Origin of the sequence: Spirosoma luteum DSM 19990, assembly GCF_000374065.1 — a bacterium.
In the GTDB taxonomy this organism is placed as follows: domain Bacteria; phylum Bacteroidota; class Bacteroidia; order Cytophagales; family Spirosomataceae; genus Spirosoma; species Spirosoma luteum.
This window is the reverse complement of the sequence record NZ_KB893254.1, coordinates 94546-119800: the sequence shown is the minus strand read 5'-3', so window position 1 is coordinate 119800 and position 25255 is coordinate 94546. Positions and strand designations below refer to the sequence as shown.

Genomic DNA, 25255 nt, shown 5'->3' with positions numbered 1-25255 from the left:
AGCTGCCTGCTTTGAATCAGGTAGACTAACACAGCATAATAAATTGCCTGTCTGCTCGATTTTTTGGCATTGCTGATAGATGCTGGTGATTCAAGTGAGCACACCACCCCGGCGGAATTTACCATCAGTTTCTGTTGGTCCCATGCTTTTATTACCATTCACCGCTTTTTTTGACCACCTGTCCCCAAATTCAATATTTATCAGCAAAGTACCTTGCATCACATAGTACCTTACTGTATATTTGTCTTAAGAAACTCACGAAATTCTTATACACCAATGAATATCGAAAACGCTCAGGTGCAAATGCGGAAAGGCATTCTGGAGTTCTGCATTCTGCACATCATATCGCGGGGCGAAATTTATGCCTCCGATATGCTCGACGAGCTGACCTCCGCCCGAATTATGGTTGTGGAGGGTACCTTGTACCCACTGCTAACCCGATTGAAAAATGCCGGTCTCCTCGATTATAAATGGGTAGAGTCCACCTCCGGGCCACCACGTAAGTACTACATCCTGACCGAACTAGGGCAAAACTCTCTGGAATCGCTTAACGAAACCTGGCAGGAACTGGCCGAATCGGTCAATACGATTATCAACAAGTTAGATAAGCATACTAAAATGGCTAACGGCGCCGTGTCTGTTTCGCCTTCGCCCGATTCCATTACACCAGCTGCCAACACTTAACCTACTCTCTTCCCACAACCGAACCGTCGGACTGCAATGAAAAAGACTATAAGTATCAATATCAGTGGCGTCATTTTTCACATCGAAGAAGATGGCTACGACAAACTAAGAAATTACCTGACTACCGTGCAACAGTATTTCTCGACCTACGAAGACAGTCAGGAAATTGTTACAGACATTGAGAACCGCATTGCCGAAAAACTCCTGGCCAAACTGAAAGCCGCCGAAAAGCAGGTTGTTTCTCTCGAAGACGTGAATGAACTAACGGCCGCTATGGGTACTGTGGCCGATTTTGAAGCCGTTGAAGAAGAGGAAATACTGGTAACGAGTGGCGGACGCTACTCCGCATCGGGCGCTGGGTCTGTTCCTGGGGCAGGGAGCGCGGGACGCAACGCAGCCGGTAACCCTACGCCCTATGCCCCCGGCCCCGCCCTCGAACCACGCCGACTGGTGCGTGATTTACGCCGGAAAACTCTGGGGGGCGTATGTGCCGGACTGGCCCATTATTTCAACATGGATGTGGTGTGGGTACGACTCATTTTCGTGTTTCTGTTCATTGGTTTGCCTGCTTTTAGTGGCGCTACGGATGGGCCGGATGGTTTCTTTGGTGGCCTGAGCGGCTTTACGTTCATCGTGTACATTGCCATGTGGATTGCGCTGCCCGGCGTGATGACCATTGAAGATGATAAAACCGTAAAAAAGTTTTTCCGTAACCCGGAAGATAAAGTTCTGGGCGGGGTTGCGTCGGGTATAGCGGCTTATTTTGGAGTCGATAGGGGCATAATCCGGCTGCTGTTTGTGCTGGGGATTATCTTTTTTGGGGTGGGCTTTCTCCTCTACATTGTCCTCTGGATGATTGCTCCCCAGGCCAACACCCTGACCGAGAAAATGGAAATGCAGGGGCAACCCATCACGCTTTCCAATATCGAGCACAGTATCAAGCAAAACCTGAATATCAACGACCACCCAAACAGCGAAAATACGCTGACCCGTATTCTGCTGTTCCCCTTCCGGGCCATTGCCACTATCATTGGAGGGCTTGGCAGTGCGCTGGGCCCGTTGCTGAATGGTGTTGTATCGGTAATCCGGGTTTTTGCGGGTGTCATGCTGCTGGTAGTTGCCTTTGCACTGATGGTGGCCTGTCTGGCCGTACTGGGAGCCTTCATCGGCTTTGAGTCGGGGGCGAATCTAGGTAACCTGCCCATCGGAATGATTCGGGATGATATCTCGGCTCCCATGATGCTGTCGGCTTTTCTGACGGGTTTTATACCCGCTTTTGGCCTGGCCATTCTGGGTGTTATGCTTATCACGATGCGGAATGTACTAAGCAGCCGCGCGGCCCTTACCCTGGGTGGGGTGTGGCTTGTAAGTCTGGTTGTGTTTGGTGGAACGGTTACGCCACTCATCGGCAGTTTCCAGCGTCGGGGCACCGTAGAGGAAACGAAGGTGCTGAACCTGTCGGCAGCTGTTCCTACCTTCGCCATGAATAACGTGGAGAATGATGATAACTGGCGGCCATCCATCGACCTGAAAGGCTACGATGGCCCAACAATAAACCTGGTCCAGAGTTTTCGGGCGCAGGGCCGTAACCGGGCCGAAGCGCAGAAGAACGCCCGCCAGGTAAAATACGTGTACACCGTGAAAGACTCGACAGTTCGGTTCGATGAAACGATAGAACTGACACCTGATGCCCGTTTTCGGGCGCAGGACCTGGATATGGACCTGCTGATACCGTACGAAAAGCCGTTTCGAATGACGAAAGAGTTTGCCCGGTTTATTCGGAATGAATTTGGCGGGAAAGAAATTGACCGGATGAACGCCAGTCTCTGGAAATTCACGAAAGAAGACGGCCTGGTTTGCATTAACTACCCCCGTGAAAAGGACCGTAGTGATAATGATGAAGACAATGACGTGACCGACCTGACCGACGAAGTACAAAGTGCCGTATCCAACGAACTCGGTGACGATTTCGACCGGGTAAGCGACCACACCCGTCAGTTCAACGTCACCGATTTCTCGAAGGTAGACGTGTCAGGGGCGTTTGTGGTGCGTTTCCGTAAGGGCGACACGTACAAAGTAGTGGCCGATGGCCGTGAAGAAGATATGAGCGATATGGACGTTCGGGTAAACGGGAACACGCTCGAGGTGAAAATTGACCGTCGGGGTGGTTTGTTCGACTGGGGTAACCGCAAACGCGTTGGCTTGACCATTACCGTTCCCAAAATCAACGAATTGAGGCTATCCGGCGCATCGAAAGCCAGCCTGGCCGGTTTTGAAAAGTACGATGAACTGACTATTGACATGAGCGGTGCCTGCCGAACCGTTTTCGACGGGGATGTTGATAAACTGAACATCGAATTATCGGGTGCGTCGAACATCAACCTGCGGGGACATGCCCGCCAGTTGGAGGCCGACCTGGGTGGAGCCAGCAAAATTGAAGCGGTTAACATGCAGGTAGAGAAAGCATCGATCGATGCGGGTGGCGCCAGCCGCGCTGATTTTGGCCAGGTAAACTCGCTGGATTCCAAAACATCGGGTGCCAGTAAAGTGACAAGACAATAGGGATTTGGGATGTATCGGATTTTTATGTAATCCTCAATCCTCAATCCCCAATCCTACATCCCATATCATTTTCCCCCTTGCCGGAAGCTTTTTTCGCGTTCAGCGGTTATACTTTTGGGGAGTCGTTATTTGGAACGACTCCCCAAAAGTATAACTGACTGATTATTATGAATATTGGCGATAAAGTCCGGTTGTTACGGGCGAAAGAACAGGGCGTTGTGTCGCGGTTTTTACCTGGCGACATGATTGAAATTGAAATTGAAGATGGATTTCGTATTCCGGTAATGCGCTCGGAACTGGTCTCCGTTTCCCCCCTCGAATCCGAGCGACTGCTTAAAACCAATACCTATGCTCCCCAGAAAACGGCGGCTCCGGCGGCACCCGTTATTCTGTCGAATCAGGGTATTTATCTGGGGTTTTTACCCGTCAATGACCGGGAGTATACGCTGCACCTCATCAACAATACGGACTGGGAGTTCGCGTACGCGCTGGGTGAGGAGTCGGCAGCACCAGGGGGTGGTGTCCAGTTTCGGGGATTGCACAGCGGTCTGCTGAAACCGAAGTCGCAACAGAAAATGAACGACCTGTACGTGCACGCCCAGTTTGAGAACTGGCCAACCTTTGTGGTGCAGGGGCTGTGGTTCCGGGCTGGTAAGTCGTCATTACGCCCACCGCTGATAAAGCGTTTCAAGGCGCGGGCTACCACCTTTTTTAAGCAGAAAATGACGCTGCCGGTACTTAACCTGCCCGGTTTTCAGACTCAGCTGGATGAAGATACCACTGTGCCCGGCAAGCCCGGGGAAGGTAGCAGCCAACAGCAGGCTGCGAGTGTTACGCCCGCCCAGTTGAAGATGACCACGATTCGCCCCGACGAGTTGAAAGCGGAGATGCTCAAACCCAAATCTGGTCCGATGAGTGTGTCAATTGAGCGGCCAGCTTCCATTGTTGATTTGCACATTGAGGAGTTGTTGCCCAACGGTTCAGGAAACCGCACGCCCGCCGACCTGTTGAAACTCCAGCTCGATACCTTCGAGCGGTCACTCGAAAACGCCATTGCCAGCGGCATGAGCGATGTAACGTTTATTCACGGTATTGGCAGTGGTGCCCTGCGGTCGGAATTACACCGGCGGCTGGGGCAGCATCCCAACGTTAAATTCTTTGAAGACGCTCAGAAACAGAAGTTTGGCTATGGTGCCACGAAGGTTACAATTAAATAGTGGCCCTGGCCTGGCGGCTGGATACACCCTGATGCGCCGGTGTTCGGTCGTGCTGTACTTCCTGGTCTTTGCCTGTCAGCCATCAGGTGACCGCTTAGAAACCAAAGCCCCCAAAGAGTCTTATAACACGACCGAAATGGAAGTTCGTAACGAACGCTTTTTGTCCACCGTTCATGTTCCCGTTTCCATTGCGATGGATGATGTGGAGCGGCAAATCAACGTACAGGTAAACGGGCTTATTTATGAAGATAACAGCCTGACTGATAATGGAAACGACCAGTTTATGGTTAAAGTCTGGAAGCGTAGCAACCTGCTCGTTACGGCCCACGACAGTTTGCTGCACTTCACGGTTCCTCTGAAAATATGGGCTAAAGCAGGTATATCAGTGCTGGGATTCACGCAGTATAAAGAAACGGAGTTCGAAATTGATTTGCGGTTCAAAACCAGTCTTGCCCTCGACCACGACTGGTCTGTCAATACCCAGACTCAGGCCGATGGCTACAGTTGGGTGCGTCGACCCACGGTGAATTTTGTCGGATTTGCCATCCCAATTACAAATATTGTGAGTGGGTTGATTGATAAGAATCTGGGGAGTATTACCAAAACCATCGACCAGCAGGTTCGCCGGAACGTCGACCTACGTACTCCCGTCCTGAAGGCCTGGAATACGCTGCGCGAGCCACGGCTGATTTCGGAACAGTACCGTACGTATCTCCAGGTTGTTCCAAAGCGGATACTTATTACTCCCTTACGGTTTGAGGGGCGCGTAATTCAGGCCACTATCGGTATTGAAGGGCACATGTTGACTACTACAGGCCCTAAACCGGTTGTGCCATCCGCCGTATCCCTGCCCGACCTGACGATGGTGCCGCGGGTGAAAGATGATTTTCAGATTGGCCTGCTCAGTGAAGCCAGTTATCCTGAAGCAGCCAAACTCGTAGCCGATGAATTTGTTGGAAAGTCGTTTTCATTCAGTGATAACCGCTATTCGATAACGATCACCAGCATGGATATGTACGGTCAGAACGATAATCTGATTATAAAGGCCGGCCTAAAAGGTACGGTCAAGGGTGACATCTACCTCCGCGGCCGACCGTATTATGATCCAACGAATCAGACTATTTCCCTGAAAGACCTGGAATATGATCTGGATACCAAAAGCGTGCTGCAACGGTCGGCCAGCTGGCTGTTGAAAGGCACCTTTGCCCGAACCCTGCAGAAAGAACTGACCATTCCGGTTGGCTCCCAGATTGCCGACATGCAAAAGTTATTGCAGGAGCAGCTCAGGAACAATCAGATTGCCAAAGGGATAACCATAAACGGACGCATTGACGAAATACGGCCCGACCAGGTGTACCTGACCCCAACTTCCCTACTGGCCGTTGTGAACGCCCGGGGACGCATCAACGTAAAAGTGCAGGGTCTTTGAAGGCTGCTGCGCGTAGTCATTTTATGAATATGCATAGCCCGTTGGTAGTCATTCAGTAGTACCTTTGTCATCTCCAACCAACTCAGGCTGGCTTATCGCGTTCCGCCTTGGCGGGATGAGGAAAGTCCGGGCAGCGCAGAGCACCCTACTTCCTAACGGGAAGGCGGATGGCTGGGAACGGCCATTCGACAGACAGGGCAACAGAAAATATACCGTCCCGCTGCAAGCGGGATAAGGGCGAACCGGTGGGGTAAGAGCCTACCGCCCAGTGGGTGACCAGTGGGGCACGGCAACCCTTAGGGGCTGAAAGACCAAATAAGCGTCGGACGTGGGGCGGCTCGTTTCCGTTCCGGGCAACCGGATGCCGACGCGGGTAGGTCGAACGAGGTGTCGGGTGACCGGCATCCCAGATAAATGATAGGCCATTCTGCCGGGACGCGCAAGCGGAAAGGCAGGAAGACAGAACCCGGCTTATAGGTCTGGGCTGGTTGGGGATTTTTTACGAATAGGGACAGAGGCAAGGCAGGGTTTAAATGAACTCCGCCAGTTAGCGGAGTTAATCAGCTTGTTCGTTACAGCGAGTAACTCGCTTGGACGTAAATTATGCTGGGAGGTGCAACCATGAGCGTTCGTAACTCGTAGCCTGACTGGGTTTTAAATTATAGCGAGTCCAGAAGCAGCACTTGGGCAGAAAACCGTATTTTTGCGCCCACGTATGAATACTACACAAGTACCCCGTAATGACGGACCGCCAGCCGCCGGCTTCCCGGCGACAACGCTGCAGGATATTATCGCTCACGCCAAGGAATATGGCTTTGTATTTCCATCCTCTGAAATCTATGATGGGTTGCAGGCCGTGTACGACTACGGTCAGAATGGCGTTGAACTCAAGAATAACCTAAAAACACTGTGGTGGAAGGCCATGACCCAACTCCATGATTCGGTGGTTGGGATTGATGCCTCTATCTTCATGCACCCGCTCACCTGGAAAGCGTCGGGGCACGTTGATTCCTTCAACGACCCCATGATTGACAACCGGGATTCCAAAAAACGGTACCGGGCAGATCAACTCCTCGAACTAAAAGCCGAAGCGTACGCCAATGCGGGCGACGAAGCGAAAAGCACAGCGCTATTACAGGAAATGGGTCGTTTGCTGGGTGATAATGACCTGGAAGGCGTTCGTAACCTGATTATAGCCGAAGGCATCAAAGACCCCGTGTCGGGTACGGACAACTGGACGGAAGTGCGGCAGTTTAACCTGATGTTTTCCACGCAGGTAGGGTCACTGGCCGAAGATGCCAGTTTGATTTACCTCCGCCCCGAAACCGCACAGGGTATTTTCGTGAATTTCCTGAACGTGCAGAAAACGGGTCGAATGAAAATTCCGTTTGGGATTGCCCAGATTGGGAAAGCCTTCCGGAATGAGATCGTGGCCCGGCAGTTTACGTTCCGGATGCGTGAGTTCGAACAGATGGAAATGCAGTTTTTTGTACGACCCGGCACTGAAATGGCATGGTATGAAAAATGGCGTGACACCCGCATGAAGTTCCACCAGGCAGTGGGGCTCCCCGCCGAAAAACTAAAGTTTCATATTCACGAAAAACTGGCGCACTATGCTAATGCCGCTGTGGATATCGAATATAAATTCCCGTTCGGTTTCCGCGAAATGGAGGGTATTCACTCCCGCACGGATTTTGACCTGAAAGCCCACCAGGAGCTAAGCCGCAAAAAGCAACAGTATTTTGATAACGACATCGACGAATCGACCGGAAAACCCTTCGGTAACTATATTCCGTACGTAGTGGAAACCTCCGTTGGGGCCGACCGATTGTTTCTGGCCGTGTTTTGTAATGCTTTTACCAAAGAAACGATAGGGGAGGGCGATCAGCAAAAAGAACGCACGTATCTGAAATTACATCCGGCACTGGCTCCCATCAAAGCGGCTATATTTCCCCTTGTTCGCAAGGATGGCCTGCCCGAAAAAGCGGAGGAGATTATGAAGAGTCTCCGGTTTGACTTTCGGGTGATTATGGAAGAGCGCGATGCCATTGGGAAGCGGTACACCCGCCAGGATTTGATTGGTACGCCGTTTTGCATCGCCGTTGATTACCAGACGCTGGACGATAACACCGTTACCGTTCGTCACCGGGATACCACGGAGCAGGTTCGCATTCCCATTAGTGAATTAAAGAGCTATATCGGGCAGGAGGTTTCGATGGAGCGATTACTGGAGAAAATGTAAACGATCGATTCATCCGCATACGCAAAAGCCCCGGAAGCTTCCTTCCGGGGCTTTTGCGTGTTGCAATCCGTTATTATGAATTCTTTGACAGTACGTTCGAAGGGCGGCCATATTCGCCTGCGCATCAAAAATAGCCTTTACGGGAATCGAAAACCCAGCCAGCGTTTGACTACTAACCGAGTCGCCCATTCGATAGAGACCAACCAGCGCGTAGGCTTCCGTATCGGCATCAAGGGAAAACAGTTCTACCGTTTGGCGGGTAGGGTCAATGAGCCAGTATTCGCCTACGCCATGGGCTGCGTAATCCTCAAACTTAATTTCCCGGTCGTTTTTCTGCGTGCTCTTTGATAATACTTCAACGACTAAATCAGGGGCTGGGTAGTAAAGTAAATCAGGTTTGATGGTCGAGGCTTTATCGGGACCAAAATAGCAGATGTCGGGTTCGTAGCTATTGCGGGTAAGCTCGACAAGGGCTTTTTCGACAGTAACTATGCCTAACTCCCGTGCATCAACAAAGGCGCTCAGCAACATGCCAAGCCGTAAAACAGCCGCATTATGTTTTTCCAGGGCAGGTGAACGAACAACGATTTCGCCGTTGATGAATTCAGCCGCTTCGGCGGACCGATTTCATATCGTCGTCCATCCATTCGTAAAAGGCACGCCGACGTTTTTGTTCGTCGTTCAGAATAGCCCGCACCTGCTGAATGATCTGCGGGGCCTTCGGTGATTCGAGCAATTGGGCAGCTAATTCGGTCATGTTCGCAGATGGTATGTATCAAATATACGAAAAAGCAAGGGTAACTACACCTCACCCATCAGCATCAGGGCACCCACCGTTACGTTCGATGTTTCGTCGATCAGGATAGCACCACCCGTTGTGCGATTCTTAGGATAGGGGTCAAAACTAATGGGCTGGGCCGTCCGCAGGACTACTTTGGCCATGTCGTTCAGTTTCAGGTTGTCAACGCCTTCTATCTGTTCGTAGGTTTCGATGTTGAGCTGATACGCAATCTCCCGCACCGAACAGCGCGTTCGGAAGGTGCCAACCTGCAACATATACTTGCTCCCGGCTTTCAGTTCTTTCGTGTCCATCCAGCATAGCATGGCTTCTACGGTTTGGCTGGTTACCGGTAACCGTTCAGAGCGGACAATGAGGTCACCCCGGCTGATGTCGATGTCGGTAGCTAAGTGTAGCACAACAGACTGGGGCGTTACGGCTTCGTCCAGGTGCTTCTCCGCTACTTCAATCGCATCGATGGTGGAGGTGGCACCGGAAGGAAGAACGGTTATCGCATCCCCCTTACGGAAAATTCCGCTGGTGATTTTACCCGCGTAGCCCCGGTAGTCGTGCAGTTCAGCCGTCTGCGGACGAATAACGTATTGAACCGGAAAGCGGGCAGGGTGATGGTCACGAGGTTCGCCGTCCGCTTCATCGTCAATGGCTACCGTTTCCAGATGATCGAGCAGCGTTGGCCCTTCGTACCAGGGCATTGACGTTGACCGATCCACTACGTTGTCCCCATTGAGCGCACTCATGGGAATGTAGGTGACCTGATGCGCATTCAGCTTTTTGGCCAAGTCGGCATAGTGAATGCAGATGTCGGAGTACACATCCTGCGAATACCCGACTAAATCCATTTTGTTGATGGCTACCACCAGGTGGGGGATGCCCAGCAACGAGGCAATGAGCGAGTGCCGGCGGGTTTGCTCCACCACGCCAAGCCGCGCATCGACCAGCACAATGGCCAGTTGACAGTTGCTGGCACCCGTCACCATATTCCGGGTGTATTGAATGTGCCCCGGCGCATCCACAATGATAAACTTACGCTTCGGGGTCTGAAAATAGCGGTAGGCTACGTCAATCGTAATACCCTGTTCCCGTTCGGAGCGCAGCCCATCGGTGAGAAGTGCCAGATCGATGCTACCATCATTCCGGCTTTTGCTGGCGCGCTCAATCGCTTCAAGCTGATCGGTCAGGATGGATTTGGAATCGTAAAGGAGCCGCCCGATGAGCGTGCTTTTGCCGTCGTCAACCGACCCGGCGGTTATAAATCTAAGAAGGTCCATTGGTCAATTATGAATGATGAATTATGAGTGGTGAATGATGAGCCATTATATAAGTTCATCATTTATCATTCACAATTAAAAATACCCGCCTTTTTTGCGGTCTTCCATGGCGGCTTCACTGAGTTGATCGTCCATGCGGGTTTCGCCCCGTTCGGAGATGCGCGTCGCCTGAATTTCGGCAATGACACTGTCCAGCGTAGCTGCCTGCGATTCGGAGGCAGCTGTGCATGAGATGTCGCCTACGGTGCGGAACCGTACATGACGACGTACTACCTGATCGTCGGACTCCTGTTTAATAACGCCCCCGGCCGTAGCCATCAACTTGCCATCACGGATTAATAACTCCCGTTCGTGGGCGAAATAGATGCTGGGCAGGTCGATTTTTTCCCGCCGGATGTAATTCCAGACATCCAGTTCGGTCCAGTTCGAGATAGGGAAAACCCGGACGTTTTCACCCTTATGAATCCGGCCGTTGTAGAGGTTCCAGAGTTCGGGGCGTTGGCGTTTGGGGTCCCATGAGCCAAATTCGTTGCGCACGGAAAATACACGCTCTTTGGCGCGGGCCTTTTCTTCATCCCGGCGTGCTCCGCCAATGCAGGCATCGAATTCCCATTCTTCTATGGCATCCAGGAGAGTAAACGTCTGAAGACCATTTCGGGTCGCATTACGCCCCGTTGGCTCCTTCAGGTTCTTTTCCCGGATGGTATCTTCCACGTGGCGAACGATTAGTTTTTCACCGATCTGGGCCGCCAGTTTATCCCTAAAATCAAGTACTTCCTGGAAATTATGCCCCGTGTCGATATGAACGAGTGGAAAGGGAAGCTTACCGGGTCTGAACGCTTTCAGGGCCAGATGCACCAGCGTGATGGAGTCCTTGCCACCCGAAAACAGCAGCGCAGGTCGCTCAAATTGCCCGGCTACCTCCCGCATAATGTGGATGGATTCGGATTCGAGTTGGTCTAAATAATCCATGATTAACGAGTGAATGAGCGGCAGAATGAAAGAGCAGTAGCGTTGTATGGTCACTCTTTCATTCTGCCACTCTTTATGGTTTAAACGCTTCTTCGTGGGTGTGCAAGCCACATTCCTTCTTGGAGTTGTCTTCCCACCACCACCGCCCCGCGCGGAAGTCTTCGCCCGGCTGAATGGCACGGGTGCATGGCTGGCAACCGATGCTGACAAACCCTTTGTCGTGGAGTGGGTTATACGGCACATTGTTGTCTTTCACGTACTGCTTTACTTCGTCAAAGGTCCAGTCCATCAACGGATGAAATTTGTAGAGCGAATGCGCTTCATCCCATTCCAGTTGAGGCATCGACTGGCGATTAGCCGATTGCTCGGCGCGGATGCCCGTAACCCAGATTTTCTGTCCTTTTAATGCCCGGTTTAATGGTTCTACTTTTCGGATGCCGCAGCACTCTTTTCGGTTTTCGACCGAATCGTAAAAGCTGTATGGTCCTTTGGTGCTCATCAATGCTTCTTCAGCCGTGCGGTCCGGAAAGAAAGCCTCAATTTTGGTGGCGTACCGATCATTGGTTTTTTTCCAGACCGAGTACGTCTCCGCAAACATTCGTCCCGTGTCCAGGGTGAAGATGCGGATGGGAATATCATTGGCCCGAATCAGATCAGTAATCACCTGATCTTCGTAACCTAGACTGGTCGAAAAAACGACCTCGCCGGGGAATAGGTCGGCAAGTGTCCGCAGGGCTTCGATATTGCTCAGACCAGTCAGTTTTTCGGTCAGGCTTTCGAGCGTGTGTGCGATTGGTTCTGCTATCATAATTAGTTCAATTTAACTACTTTCCCCGTTTTGGCCGACTGGCGGGCAGCATCCAGGATTTCCATGGTGACAAGGTTGTTCTCCAGCGAAGTCAGGGCATCGGGTTTGGTTTCACCCCGAATGAGCCGGGCCAGGTAGGCAAAGGGATCTGGAGCGGGGGCTTCACTTTGTGGAGCCTCCATAGCGTGCTCACTTTTTTCGTCTTTATAACGAACCTTCATTTTCGATCCATCGACCGTGAAGACGTAGCCGTGCTGGCCATATACTTCCATGTCTTTCCGGGCAAAAGGCCAGTTCCAGGAGCCCTGAATGATAGCCTGAGCCTTTGGATAGGTCACGATGATGGTGGCTTCGTCATCTACTTTAGGGTAAATGTCCGGTTTTATCTGCTGCGTTACGGCCATCACCGACGTTGGACGCTGGTTGTCCATGAGCCAGGTGGAAAGGTTCGCACCGTAGCAGCCAAAGTCGAACAAGGCCCCCGCTCCATTCTGAACGGGGTCGGTGAGCCAGTCCAGAAACTCTTTTTGCACGCCAATTTCCTTCGGACCCTGATGCCCGTCGTGTACCACAATCTTCCGGATATCGCCCACGGCCTTGTCCTGTTTGACAAGCTCATACGCTTTATGATTACTGCCGTACCAGGTGGTTTCGTAATTGGTCAGGAGCTGGATGTTATTCTTTCGCGCCAGAGCGGCCATCTGTTTGGCATCGGCATAACTCGTAGCCAGCGGCTTCTCTACCATCACATGAATGTGTCGGGGAGCGCAGAGTTCTACCGTTTTCTTATGATCGATAATCTGCCCAAAGTCCGTGGCTGCTTCGGGTTTGGTCTTGTCGAGCATTTCGGCAATGGTGGGATACACGATGCTCATGGGAAAGCCGTACCGCTTGGCGAACCGTTCGGCCAGTTCACGGTTGGGTTCGGCAATACCCACAATTTCAATATCCGTCTGGTTAGGTTGTTTAAAGGCTTTATTCAAAATGCCGCCCACGTGCGAATGCACTAGCCCCACCACCCCCACGCGAAGCGGCTTTTTAACTGTTTGGGCATTGGTTAGCTGAGTTAACAGAATGAAGGCTACAGCTAAGGCGATTCGTACCATGGTTGGAAGGATTTAGGTTAATCTGATGCTATCTGAATGAATTTAGAATAATAGATTTCCGCTGTTAATCAGTTCATTGGCCCGTTATTGGATTGCTGCTTCCAATGAGGAATGGCTGACCTGATTCGCTGACAAACGCCTGTAGCCACTCGCTAATACGTCAGGCTACCTGTTCCTTCACTACCTCAGCAGACGTTTCAATAGCCTGCGTAAAATCGGCAATCAGATCCTCAATCGCTTCCAGACCCACCGAAATCCGGATTAAACCCGGTGTGATACCCAGCGCAGCTTTCTCGTCGGGTTTAAGCTTGGCGTGGGTCGTGGTGTTCGGGTTGGTAACAATCGTGCGGGAGTCACCCAGGTTAGAGGAAAGACTCGGAATAGTAAGGGCGTCAAAAAAGGCTTTCACCCGCTCGAAGCCACCCGCCAGTTCAATGGTGACGATAGCACCGCCCGCGCTCATCTGCTGTCTGGCTAAGTCGTACTGCGGGTGGGAGGGAAGGAATGGATATAACGTCCGCTCTACATCGGCATGGGCATCCAGGGCCTCGGCCAGTTGCAGGGCGTTGCGACAGTGCCGTTCCATCCGTAAATCCAGCGTCTCCAGACTCTTGGACAGCACCCACGCATTGAAAGGAGATAGCGACGGGCCGGTATGGCGCGCAAAGAACCGGATTGACTGAATCAAATCGGCCCGACCCACAACAATGCCGCCCAGAACACGCCCCTGGCCATCCATATATTTCGTGGCCGAATGCACCGACAAATCAGCGCCCAAATCAATGGGTGTTTGTAGAATAGGGGTGGCAAAGCAGTTGTCAACGTTCAATATGAAGCCGTATTTCGCTTTCAGACGGGCCAGCATTTCCAGGTCGACCAACTCCAGACCCGGGTTGGAGGGCGTTTCCAGATACACCATGCGGGTAGTGGGCTGTATGGCCGCTTCCCACTCGGCTTCGGTGGCCGAGGCATCCACGTAGGTATGCGTGATACCCCACTTGCTCAGAATCTGGGTTATAACCTGATGGGCCGACCCAAACAACGCCCGGCAGGCCACGATATGGTCGCCGGATTTGAGCAGGGCCGCCATACTGGCAAAAACAGCTGCCATTCCCGTTCCTGTTGCAATGCCCTCTTCGGCATTCTCCAGCATACAAACTTTATCGACAAACTCCGTGACGTTGGGGTTTGAGAAACGGGAGTAAATGTTGCCCTCTTCGGTTTCTTCAAACAACGCTTTTCCCTGCTCGGCACTCTCGAACGTGAAACTCGACGTGAGGTACAAGGGGACCGAATGCTCGCGGTTCTGCGATTGCTTTGTCTGGGTACGAATGGCTTTGGTCTGTTTTTTCATCAGGTAAAATAATAAAAGATAGTTGAGAAAAGGCCGAAGTCCTTTGTCTATCTTCTTTTATGCTGTGTCTAAAAGAATAAAATAATTTTCCGCAAACTTACGATGATAACCACAATTCCGACCAGAATCATCATGGTTTTAACGGGTAGCTTCTGCGACAGGTGGGCCGCTATCGGGGCGGCAATCATACCACCCAGAATCAGCCCCAGAATAACCAGACCGTAATTTCCCAGCCCGGCATAGAAAGCAAAAACGACCGATGAAGCGAACGAAACGAAGAATTCGGCCAGATTGACCGACCCAATCGTATAGCGTGGATGCCGACCGGCGGCAATCAGGGTGGAGTTAACGATAGGTCCCCAGCCACCACCCCCGATGGCATCAACAAAGCCGCCAAACCAGGCCAGCAAACCGATGCGCCTGATGGGGCGTTTCTTGGGTTTTTTAACCAGGGCTTTCTTTAAAATCAAGATACCCAGAATAGCCGTATAGACCGAGATGCCGGGCGTTAAGTATTTGGCCACCACATCCAGGGCAGCCAACTGACTAAGTAAGTAGGCTCCCAAAGCCGCGCCGATAACCCCAGGAATCAGCACAACCTTAAACAGGCGACTGTTCACGTTGCCGAACTTGAGGTGCATATACCCCGACACGCCCGAGGTGAAAATCTCGGAACTATGCACACTGGCTGTAGCAAATAATGGGCTGATACCCACGCTGGTCAGGAAGGTAGTAGCCGTTACGCCATAGGCCATTCCCAGTGCCCCGTCAATCATCTGGGCAATGAATCCGGCCAGAATAAAATAGAAAATTTCAGGCGTGAGGTCGATGGAACTGGCCAGGAGCGTTAGCCGGTCCAGGGTAAAGTAACTGAACAGCAGATGACCAACAATCATCAGGGCCAGCGCCGAAAAAACGTAGATGGCTATTTCCGTCCAGTTGCGTCGCCGAAGGAGTGGCTGTGGTATGTTCGTCTGAACAGTAGCCGATGGAAAAGCGACACGCAGGGCTTCGGCCTGCTGCACCGCGTTTTCACCCTTAATACTGATTGTTAATCCGTTAAGGTCCAGTGCGGGTGTTGTCACCATCGTCGGTTTCGCAACTGAATCGGGGACGGAAGAGGCTACCTGTGGATGCATACAGTATAATGCCTATCGAGTTAATAGATTAATTTCTTTACGAAAAACGGCACATTGTTGTGCCGCGTGCTATGCTATCGTTTCAGACCAAATAACCTCGGTACGGCTGAAAAGGTGCCACAAAGATACGATTGATGGGGGGAAAGATGCAAGCTGTGCCATCCAAACATCCCTAACTCGATTATTTACACCAGGGCTGCGTACCAGATCCACAGGATGTATAGTGGCTGAAATAACAGTCTAGACCAGGTGTACCAGGGTTTAGCGGGTAAACCTCCCGGTGCAGGAAGATGGTGAACCGCTACATTAATGTTGGCCGGGAATAGGGCAACCAGTAAAATGATTAACTCCCAGGCGGCCCAAACGCTGGTGGCTGGAAACAGTAGGCCGATACCCCCTATAATTTCGGCTCCACCCGAAAGCAGCACGAGCAGACGGGCGTTTGGCATGAACGTCGGAACCATGTAGGTAAGCTGCTCTGGCTTGCGGAGGTGCAACAGCCCAACCAGCACGAACATAAACGCAGTTGCCAAAAGTGCATCATGATGGGTGTTGAGCAAATAGGGTGTTTGGGTTAGCCAGCCGATAGCATACAGCAACGCTCCCATTGATAATAAACCCAGAAAGAAAGCCATAAATCCAGTATCTGTTGAATTACGGGCCAAAATTCTGGTAGAAAAACTACCCGGCCACTAACATTTGTTAGGAAATCAAATGTCCCGACGGATACGGCTCAGACTTTCGGGTTCGATTCCCAGGTAAGACGCAAGGTGTCGGACGGAGATTGTCTGTACCAGAACGGGATTTTGTTCCAACAACTGCCCATAACGTTGCTTGGCCGAGCTGGTTAGAAACTGGACTTCACGACTGGTTTTTCGTAGAAACGCCTGTTCGGCAATCAACCGGCCAATCCGTTCCGCTGTATGAGACTGGTCATACAGAGCCAGCAAATTGGTTCGGCTAAATCGTAAAGCCCGAACGTCTGTAAGTGCCTGCGCCGTAAACTGGGTAGGCTGACCCGTCAGAAAGGAAGAATAAGCAGAGGCAAAGTTGTGACTAAAAATAAAGTCAAGGGAAATATCTTTGCCATTATCGTTCAGGAACAGCCTCACCATACCCTCTGTTACGTAGTAGATGTATTTTTCTACCTGTCCCGCCTGAATCAAAAAATCGTTTTTATCGTAAGTAACGGGCTCAACAATGGAAGAAAAACGGCGCCATTCGTCATCGGTTTGTGGCGACAGTGTGTCAAGCCACTGGCGTAGTTCATCCATAGTTGTCAGGCAGTTATACGTACAGAAGCAAATGCCGAAGTTAGTTCCGGTATCCGCTTTACCCAAATGACAATGCTGCTTTACTCGCCAGCCATGGGGTCGGGTTTACCGTCGGGGTCACCCGTTACGGTGCCGTGCTTCGGAAAGTTACTTCCCCGGATTAGCAAGAGGCCTGCCACGTGTGGGGCGGCCATAGAGGTACCGCTCAGGGTGGCATACCGGCCATCCTTGTACGTTGATGTGATGCTGACCCCGTAGGCGCAAACGTCCACACTGGGGCCAAAGTTGGAAAACGACGCGAACTGGTTGTTTCGGTTCATGGCCGAAACCGTGAATACATTGGCGTGATTCACCCGCGCCGGGGAATAGGCATCGCTGTTGGTGCCGTCGTTACCGGCGGCAATAGCAAACAGAATACCGGCGTTGGCGGCCTGTGTAATTACCCGCTCGAGGGTAGCTGACACCCCTTCACCGCCCAGGCTCATGTTGACAACGTCACCCGATTTGCCATTTTGCCCCACGTAATTCACGGCCTGAATAATTCCTGATAGTTTCCCTTCACCCAACTGGTCCAGTACTTTCAGGGCCACTAATCGGGCCCCTGACGCTACGCCCGTTACGCCGACGTTGTTATTTTTTGCCCCAATAACGCCCGCTACGTGCGTGCCATGCCCATTCAAGTCATCTGCCGATGGTTGGCCCGTTACGAACGAGCGGCTGCGTTCGGTGTCGACGTTCAGGTCGGGGTGATCCAGGTCGATACCGGTGTCGATTATCCAGACTGTCTTACTGGTTTGCCGGTCGCCCCGTCCGAAGCCAGTTTGTACAATGTTCCAGGGTAGCGTGGTCGGGGTTGTTACGTCGACACAGCCACACATAGCCATAACGCGGTCTGGTTCAACAAGTAGGACCGATGGGTCGTGGCGTAGGTTTTCGGATTCTTTTTCGGTCAGATGGGCCAGGAAACTTACCTGTTCGCCGGTAGCCAGCACGTCAGCCTGTGAATCAGCAACAGAAAAGTCAGCGAGAAATTGTTCAGCAATGGCTTCGGTGGCAGCCCGGCGGGCATTCGCAGCCGAAGGGAGCGGTTGGGCAGGTTGATAAGTAATGATGTAGGAGCCCGCAATAGCAACCCCGTTATTGCCGGACGCTTTAATCAAACAATCGGGCGAGATACTGGCTGGCTCAACACTACTGTCGGTTTGGCAACCAAACAGGCAGTAGCCAAGCAGGGCAACGTTAGTAAACGTCGCAAACGAGGAGAAACATCGCATGGGGATGTACGAAAACTTCGGATAGAAAAATAAGAATCGTACACAATCACACCATGCACCTCAGGAGTCTGTTTGTAGTTGACTATACGCTAAAAACGAACGGATCGTTGCGCTCTTATATAATCGACTATTTTTCTTCACGAAGCGGAATGAACACGACCTTTCCAGCCGCGGGGAGGGTCGTTTTGGCGATGGGTTGGCCATAATGCCGGTAAAACTGGGTTACCTGTTCGGGGGTTAGCAGACCGGGATACAGGTTGAAACCGGCGAAGTTATTCGTTCGTAGAAATGCATCCAGAAACTGCCAGTCGGCTTCGGTAAACACGTAGCCGGGGGCCAGTAACCGGGGCCAGCCATCGCGCAGAAAAGGCTGAATCTGGTCGGGGTGCAACCGGCCGAAGTACTGCCCGACCCCGCTTTTGTCGTAAAATCGCCGAAAGGTGAAAACCGCGTTTTGCTGGTTGTAATACGGGCAAAGCCCTTCCTGCATCCCCACGCCATCGCCCCCGACTGTACAAAAAGGCCAGTCGAGTACCGCTACCCCCGGCTGTTGCCGAATAACGGCACAATACGCCAGTACACTATCCGATGCCGTACTCACCGGCCCGGTCAGTCGGTTTGAATAGCCCACGTACCACTCCGTTCCCATCAGGCAGAGCAATAAACCACCAATAACCTTTCCCATCGGTTGGCGGGGCCAGCGAACGGGGAGGGCAAGCAGGCCCAGCAACACCGGATAAATCAGGCTCGCCCGCCCGCCATGCCGGTTGAAACTAAACCAGGGGAAAACTTTCAGCGTAGGAATCAGGACGGGATGATACAACAGACATAGCATTAACAGCAGCACAATGGGCAACCAGATGGCTATTCGTTTACGAGTTTGCCACCAACCTATACCGGCCAGCAAAGTCAGATATAAACCCGGACTACCCTGCCCAAAACTCTCGAAGGTGTCGCGCAGGAAAGGCTGGTAATTAACATCAAACGTGTGAACGGTAGGTAGATACGGAATAAACAACCGAAGTGGGTGCGACCAGGCCGGTAGTTCCGGAACTGCACTAAAGTCGAACGACCAGGCCGTAAAAGCAATTTGCAGCGTCAGCGGCAGGTAGAGGTATAAACTGATCAGCAGCAGCAGTAACCAGAACAGAATCCCGTTTCGCTGATGCGTGAACTGCTCCCGAACGTAGTCCATGATCAATGTGAGCCACTGGCTACCATCCGGAAATTGTCGGTACAGCACAAACGCCAGAACGGGGACAGTCAGCGTTGTGAAACTCAGCGCAAACCCAGCTACGTAGGCCAGTTCCTGACTCAATACCTGCACGTGCAGACATAGCCAGAAAAGGACGAAAGCAACTGAAACGGGTCTCTTAATTACGATATCGTACAAAAGCCGGTACGTAGCCACAATGCACAGGGTTGTCCAGTGGGCTACGCAGACATTCATGTGAACCGGAAACTTGAACAGGGCGTAAAAATTGAAGATTGAGACAATGAGGCCCATTGCAAAACTTCGTCCGATACCAAATCGGGACTGTAATAACACGAATGTTCCGACAGAGGCTACTACCAGGCTGTACACATAATAGTACTGCAAATACGGGCCGGGGCCGCCAGACAACCGATAGCAGAGACTATACCAGTAATCACGCTCGAACCCCCAGTCCAGAAAGACCTGATTGGTGCCGTACGGATAAAATGTTTGCGTGTTGATAAGGTTGAGGTGGGGAAATGGCCAGAGCAACAGATTCCTGTAAAAGAAATAGCCCACGTATTCAAACTGGTCGGTGTCGTTGCCATCGGAGAGGGGGTGGCTAAAATCACCGATGACCCGGATGCACAGTAATGCCGTGAGAATACCCAGGCCCACGGCCCAAAACCACACAGCCCTGCCTCCAGCTATGCTCTGCCGGTCAATGGAGGAAAATGGAGTAGGCGGGTAGGCTTGATTCATTCGTGCGTTTGGACAATCATCGGCTGGCTGATAGGCAAAAGTCTTTGTAAACGGCTATTTTTGCAACTTACGAACCACAGATAACCAATCTGATTAGCCGAAGGGCTATTTCCAGCATCAATCGAGTGGGGTACCTACCCTGTTCTACTACACATGGCCGAATACAATCATACTACCATTGAAAAGTACTGGCAACAGTTCTGGGATACTAATAACACCTTTAAACCGGAAGAGTACCGCAACGGCGTACCGTCCGCTAAACCCAAATACTACGTTCTCGATATGTTCCCGTATCCGTCGGGGGCGGGGCTGCACGTTGGGCATCCGCTGGGCTATATTGCGTCAGATATTGTGTCGCGGTATAAGAGGCTGAAAGGCTACAATGTCCTGCATCCAATGGGGTTCGACTCATTCGGATTACCCGCCGAGCAATACGCCATCCAGACGGGGCAGCACCCGGCCGTTACGACCGAAGCGAACCTGACGCGCTATATCGAGCAACTGAAAAACATTGGCTTCAGCTACGACTGGTCGCGGGAAGTGCGCACCTCAGACCCGGCGTATTACAAGTGGACGCAGTGGATTTTCATGGAATTGTTCAACTCGTGGTACAACAGGGATACCGACCGGGCTGAATCCATTGACACGCTCCTGAATAAGTTTGCCATGAACGGCACGACCGACGTAAACGCGGTTTGCGATGAGGATATTACGCCCTTTACAGCGGCCGAATGGAACGCGATGTCAAAGACGGAATCTTACGCCATCACGCTCAAATACCGTCTGACGTACCTGGCCAACGCGGTGGTGAACTGGTGCCCGGCACTAGGTACGGTGCTGGCTAATGATGAAGTGAAAGACGGTGTATCAGAGCGGGGTGGTTACCCCGTTGAGCAGAAACTGATGCGCCAGTGGATGATGCGCATCACCGCCTACGCCGACCGCCTGCTGACCGGTCTGGACACCATCGACTGGACCGAATCCCTGAAAGAGCAGCAACGGAACTGGATTGGTAAATCGGTAGGAGCGAGTGTGAAATTCCCGTTGGATGCAGAGAGTAAGCAGTTTATTGAGGTGTTCACTACCCGTGTCGATACCATTTACGGAGTAACGTTTATGGTGCTGGCTCCTGAGCATGAACTGGCGGCTACATTGACTACGCCAGAGCAGAAAGAAGCCGTGGATGCTTATGTGAACGCGGCTAAACTGCGCTCCGAGCGCGACCGGATGGCCGACACCAAAGCTGTTTCGGGGGTGTTCACGGGCAGTTATTGCCTCAATCCTGTCAATGGCGAAAAGGTCCCTATCTTCCTGGCCGACTATGTACTGGCGGGTTACGGTACGGGTGCCGTAATGGCCGTTCCCTCCGGCGATCAGCGTGACTGGAGCTTCGCCAAACACTTTAATTTACCCATCATCCCCATTCTGGATGGCCAGCAGGCCATTGATCAGCAGGCCGATAACACGAAAGAAGGCCGTTACATTAACTCCGGAATTATCAACGGTATGACGTACCAGCAGGCCACGCCCGCCCTGATTGACTGGCTGGAAGATGGTAACCTGGGCAATGGGAAAATCAACTTCCGGATGCGCGATGCCGTTTTCAGTCGCCAGCGCTATTGGGGCGAACCCGTACCCGTGTATTTCAAAGACAGTGGCGACGGCCAGCTGCTCCCTTACCTGATTGATGAAAAAGACCTGCCACTAGAATTACCCACCGTCGATAAATACCTGCCAACCGAAACCGGTGAGCCACCTTTAGGCCGGGCTGAGGGGTGGAAGTATCAGAATAAGAGCGACGGCTCCCGATACGACTATGAACTGAGCACCATGCCGGGTTGGGCAGGGTCGTCCTGGTACTGGTACCGGTACATGGACCCGCAAAACGACAACGCCTTTGCAAGCCGGGAAGCCATCAATTACTGGCAGAATGTAGACCTGTACATCGGGGGTACGGAACACGCGACGGGGCATTTGCTGTACAGCCGTTTCTGGAACAAATTTCTCTACGACCGGGGCTACGTGCCGCAGGATGAGCCGTTTAAGAAACTCATCAACCAGGGTATGATTCAGGGCAGGAGCAATTTTGTGTATCGGCTGAGATCAACGGGAAATGAAGGTATCGCTCCAGTTTTTGTTTCTTTTAATCAGCTCAATGGACAGGAAGTTACGCCAATACACGTTGATGTCAACATCGTGGAAAATGACGTGCTTGACCTTGATGCGTTCAGAAAGTTGCGACCGGATTTGGCTGAAAACGGCAGTGGCCGACCAGCAGAGTTTATCACCGAACCCGACGGCCGTTATCTGGTAGGAGTGGAAGTGGAGAAAATGTCGAAGTCGAAGTTCAACGTCGTGAATCCCGACGATATAGTTACACGGTACGGGGCCGATGTACTTCGCCTGTACGAAATGTTTCTGGGACCCCTGGAACAAGCCAAACCCTGGAATACCAACGGCATCGACGGCGTATACCGGTTCATCCGTAAGTTCTGGCGGCTGTTCTACAAAGACACGCCGACTGGAGAAAGTGAATGGCTTGTCACCGATGAGGAGCCGACACCCGCCGAGTTGAAAGTACTGCACAAAGCCATTCAGAAAGCGGAGAGTGATATTGACGCTTACTCGTTTAATACGTCGGTTAGCTCATTTATGATTTGTGTCAACGAGTTGAGCACGCTGAACTGCCACAAGCGGGCCATTTTGCAGGCTCTAGTCTTGATTCTGTCGCCTTACGCCCCCCATATCACGGAGGAACTTTGGGCGGCTCTGGGTAACGAGCCGGGCACTCTCTCGAAAGCAGAGTTTCCCGTATTCAACCCCGCTTACCTGGTTGAGGATACCTTCGAGTACCCCATTCAGATTAACGGCAAAGTGCGCACCACTATCAGCTTCGCCATCGACCGCGCCCGAACCGATATAGAGCGGGAAGTGCTGGCCGACGAAATCGTGCAGAAGTGGCTGGAAGGCAAAACCCCGAAGAAGGTTGTCGTGGTGCCAAAACGCATTGTGAACGTCGTGGTTTTGTAGTTTTTTTGTCATTCCGACGAAGGAGGAATCTCAAGTAAATGTGCTTGAGATTCCTCCTTCGTCGGAATGACAAAAAAACTACAAAACCGCTGGTTCTTCCTGCCGGGTGGCCAGGGCATCCCGTACCTGGGCGGTTAGGGTGAGGGAGTGTTTCCGGGCCTGGTGGTCGAAAATGGGAGCCGAGATGATCAACTCATCAGCCTGAGTCTGCTCGATGATACTGGCCAGGCTTCGCTGAATCGTTTCGGGCGACCCCACCGCCGAACAACGGAATACTGAATCAATACCCGCCAGTTCATAGTCGGGCCAGCGGGCGGTCAGGTCATCGACGGGTGGTTGCATTTGCCGCGCCTGTCCGCGCCGGATGTACAGAAACTGTTGCTGAACCGATGTAAATAAATGGTTTGCTTCCTGGTCGGTGTCGGCTGCGATAACGTTGGCCGCTACCATCGCGTACGGTTTGGCCAGCGTATCCGATGGTTTGAAGTGCGTCCGGTAAACGTGCAGTGCCCGCATCAGTTCGGCTGGGGCAAAGTGAGAAGCGAAAGCATAGGGTAAGCCCAGGATAGCCGCTAGTTGCGCGCCGAAGGTGCTGGAACCCAGCAACCAGATTGGCACGTTGAGACCCGCGCCCGGCACTGCCTGCACAAATTGATTGGAGTCGTCGGGCTGAAAGTATTTCTGTAACTCCACTACATCCTGCGGAAATGTATCGGGCCCCGTGCCATTTCGGCGCAGCGCCCGGGCCGTTGCCTGGTCGGAACCCGGCGCCCGACCCAGCCCCAAGTCGATGCGGCCTGGATACAGAGATTCCAGCGTACCGAACTGTTCGGCAATGACCAGTGGGGAGTGATTCGGCAACATAATGCCGCCGGAGCCAACCCGGATCGTTTTGGTGCCACCCGCTACGTAACCAATCACGACCGACGTAGCCGCGCTGGCCACGCCCGGCATGTTGTGGTGCTCGGCCAGCCAGTACCGGTTATAGCCCAGCTGCTCAGCGTGTTGCGCCAGGTTAAGCGTATTATGAAACGCCTGCGCGGCTGTGTTACCAGCGATAATAGGCGATAAATCAAGAATTGAGAAGGGAATCATGAGACGTTGTATTCGTTGCTGCCTTATTTTTGATTCGCCCTGGCCAACTGGGCAAAGGCTTGGAAGAATCTCTTCATTAACAAGTTGATTTGTCGGAACGGTTCCTGCTGGCCTGTCGCATCCTGACACGTTAGCGTCAATCGTCAGATACCCAGATTATATGACGTATAAGCAAGTACTAATTCTTGGTCTCGGCTTCGGGCTGATGACCTGTTCGCCCAAGACCGCTACAAATCGCACTACGGGGGAAGCCACGGACTTTTTTTCTTACCAACCGAATCGGCTACCGCTCATATCGGTGCATCGGGGCGGGGGCGATTTGCCGGGCTATCCCGAAAACTGCATCGAATCGTTTGCCTACGTAGCGAAACAGGTTGGGACCCCAGCGCACCCGGTTGTCATTGAATGTGATATCGACCTGACAAAAGATAGCGTGATGGTGATGATGCACGATGCCACCCTCGACCGAACCACGACTGGCACGGGTAAACTCATCGACAAAACCTACGCCGAACTGGCCCCGTATCGGCTGGAGGATAATAAAGGGAATGTGACGGCGTATAAAATACCGACGCTGGAAGAAGTGCTGCGCTGGGGTAAAAACAAAGTTACGTTTACCCTCGATGTGAAGCGAAATGTATCCTTCGCGAAGGTGGTGGATATGGTTCGTAAAACCGGTGCGGGCACGTATGCGGCCATAATCACCTACAACGTAACCGATGCCGCCTTGGTCCACCAACTCGACCCGAATTTGATGATTTCCGTTACGATTCGGAACCAAGCCGAATATGACCGGCTGCACGAACTGGGCGTGCCGGACAATCGGATGGTTGCTTTCGTAGGCGTTACCGAACCACCGAAGGAGTTATACCAGTTCCTGCACCAGAAAGGCATCGCCTGCATTCTGGGTACGCTGGGTAACCTGGACAAACAGGCCGCGGCCAAAGGCGATCAGGTATACGGTAAGTTCGTTGAAAATGGGGCGGATATCATGAGCACCGACCGGCCACTGGAAATGGCAAAGATTATTTATAAATGAGACTAC

Annotated in this window: 20 protein-coding genes and 1 other RNA gene; 8 read left to right on the top strand and 13 right to left on the bottom strand. The window is 52.2% G+C overall.

Translation table 11 applies throughout. The features are described from left to right. Positions 1–276: 276 nt before the first annotated feature. The 6 genes from B156_RS0111965 to B156_RS0111945 all read left to right on the top strand — a co-directional run bounded on the left by B156_RS0111965 (position 277) and on the right by B156_RS0111945 (position 8134). The gene (locus B156_RS0111965; RefSeq protein ID WP_018619961.1) at positions 277–684 is read left to right on the top strand and encodes a PadR family transcriptional regulator; all 408 of its coding nucleotides are present in this window, start codon (positions 277–279) and stop codon (positions 682–684) included. Positions 685–720: 36 nt separating this feature from the next. Continuing rightward, positions 721–3246 (top strand): PspC domain-containing protein, encoded by a 2526-nt coding sequence (locus B156_RS0111960; RefSeq protein WP_018619960.1) that lies wholly within the window; start codon positions 721–723, stop codon positions 3244–3246. A gap of 167 nt (positions 3247–3413) precedes the next feature. Further along, complete coding sequence (locus tag B156_RS0111955; RefSeq protein WP_018619959.1) at positions 3414–4463, top strand: Smr/MutS family protein; 1050 nt, start codon at positions 3414–3416, stop codon at positions 4461–4463. After that, positions 4435–5892: a DUF4403 family protein gene (locus tag B156_RS0111950; RefSeq protein WP_245563728.1), complete on the top strand. Its 1458-nt coding sequence runs from the start codon at positions 4435–4437 to the stop codon at positions 5890–5892. Before B156_RS0111955 ends, B156_RS0111950 begins: the two co-directional genes overlap by 29 nt. 79 nt (positions 5893–5971) lie before the next feature. Then, an RNA gene (gene rnpB / locus B156_RS30290) (RNase P RNA component class A) lies at positions 5972–6382 on the top strand. Between the two features lie 225 nt (positions 6383–6607). After that, positions 6608–8134 (top strand): glycine--tRNA ligase, encoded by a 1527-nt coding sequence (locus B156_RS0111945; RefSeq protein WP_018619957.1) that lies wholly within the window; start codon positions 6608–6610, stop codon positions 8132–8134. Positions 8135–8143: 9 nt separating this feature from the next. Here B156_RS0111945 and B156_RS29105 read toward each other — a convergent pair whose 3' ends face one another. The 12 genes from B156_RS29105 to B156_RS0111890 form a co-directional block, all read right to left on the bottom strand. Further along, positions 8144–8701, bottom strand: a complete 558-nt coding sequence (locus B156_RS29105; RefSeq protein WP_245563729.1) for a Uma2 family endonuclease — start codon at positions 8699–8701, stop codon at positions 8144–8146. Positions 8702–8738: 37 nt separating this feature from the next. After that, positions 8739–8891 (bottom strand): hypothetical protein, encoded by a 153-nt coding sequence (locus B156_RS32150; protein WP_018619955.1) that lies wholly within the window; start codon positions 8889–8891, stop codon positions 8739–8741. A gap of 44 nt (positions 8892–8935) precedes the next feature. Continuing rightward, positions 8936–10201, bottom strand: coding sequence for a sulfate adenylyltransferase subunit 1 (locus tag B156_RS0111935; RefSeq protein WP_018619954.1), 1266 nt, complete (start codon positions 10199–10201; stop codon positions 8936–8938). A gap of 75 nt (positions 10202–10276) precedes the next feature. Beyond that, the gene (gene cysD, locus B156_RS0111930) at positions 10277–11173 is read right to left on the bottom strand and encodes a sulfate adenylyltransferase subunit CysD (protein WP_018619953.1); all 897 of its coding nucleotides are present in this window, start codon (positions 11171–11173) and stop codon (positions 10277–10279) included. Positions 11174–11246: 73 nt separating this feature from the next. Next, positions 11247–11981, bottom strand: a complete 735-nt coding sequence (locus B156_RS0111925) for a phosphoadenylyl-sulfate reductase (protein WP_018619952.1) — start codon at positions 11979–11981, stop codon at positions 11247–11249. Between the two features lie 2 nt (positions 11982–11983). Then, a complete protein-coding gene (locus B156_RS0111920; RefSeq protein WP_018619951.1) occupies positions 11984–13087 on the bottom strand; it encodes a Gfo/Idh/MocA family protein in 1104 nt (367 codons plus the stop codon). Between the two features lie 160 nt (positions 13088–13247). Next, positions 13248–14441 carry a trans-sulfuration enzyme family protein gene (locus B156_RS0111915; RefSeq protein ID WP_018619950.1) on the bottom strand — a complete coding sequence of 398 codons (1194 nt, stop codon included), beginning with the start codon at positions 14439–14441 and terminating at the stop codon, positions 13248–13250. Between the two features lie 68 nt (positions 14442–14509). Beyond that, positions 14510–15529 carry a sulfite exporter TauE/SafE family protein gene (locus B156_RS0111910; protein ID WP_018619949.1) on the bottom strand — a complete coding sequence of 340 codons (1020 nt, stop codon included), beginning with the start codon at positions 15527–15529 and terminating at the stop codon, positions 14510–14512. A gap of 236 nt (positions 15530–15765) precedes the next feature. Beyond that, on the bottom strand, positions 15766–16215 hold the full coding sequence (locus tag B156_RS0111905; protein ID WP_018619948.1) for a DoxX family protein: 450 nt from the start codon (positions 16213–16215) through the stop codon (positions 15766–15768). Between the two features lie 75 nt (positions 16216–16290). Continuing rightward, a complete protein-coding gene (locus B156_RS0111900; protein ID WP_018619947.1) occupies positions 16291–16854 on the bottom strand; it encodes a Crp/Fnr family transcriptional regulator in 564 nt (187 codons plus the stop codon). An 80-nt stretch (positions 16855–16934) separates the two neighbouring features. Further along, a complete protein-coding gene (locus tag B156_RS0111895; protein WP_018619946.1) occupies positions 16935–18128 on the bottom strand; it encodes a S8 family peptidase in 1194 nt (397 codons plus the stop codon). 127 nt (positions 18129–18255) lie between these two features. After that, entirely contained in the window at positions 18256–20085 is a 1830-nt protein-coding gene (locus tag B156_RS0111890; RefSeq protein ID WP_018619945.1) for a hypothetical protein, read from the bottom strand. 153 nt (positions 20086–20238) lie between these two features. On the opposite strand from B156_RS0111890, the gene leuS reads away from it, so the two are divergent. Further along, positions 20239–23115, top strand: a complete 2877-nt coding sequence (leuS, locus tag B156_RS0111885) for a leucine--tRNA ligase (protein WP_018619944.1) — start codon at positions 20239–20241, stop codon at positions 23113–23115. 78 nt (positions 23116–23193) lie between these two features. Here leuS and B156_RS0111880 read toward each other — a convergent pair whose 3' ends face one another. Beyond that, a complete protein-coding gene (locus B156_RS0111880) occupies positions 23194–24210 on the bottom strand; it encodes an LLM class flavin-dependent oxidoreductase (protein WP_018619943.1) in 1017 nt (338 codons plus the stop codon). Between the two features lie 160 nt (positions 24211–24370). Here B156_RS0111880 and B156_RS0111875 point away from each other — a divergent pair, with 160 nt between their 5' ends. Beyond that, positions 24371–25249, top strand: coding sequence for a glycerophosphodiester phosphodiesterase family protein (locus B156_RS0111875; protein ID WP_018619941.1), 879 nt, complete (start codon positions 24371–24373; stop codon positions 25247–25249). Positions 25250–25255: the final 6 nt, after the last annotated feature.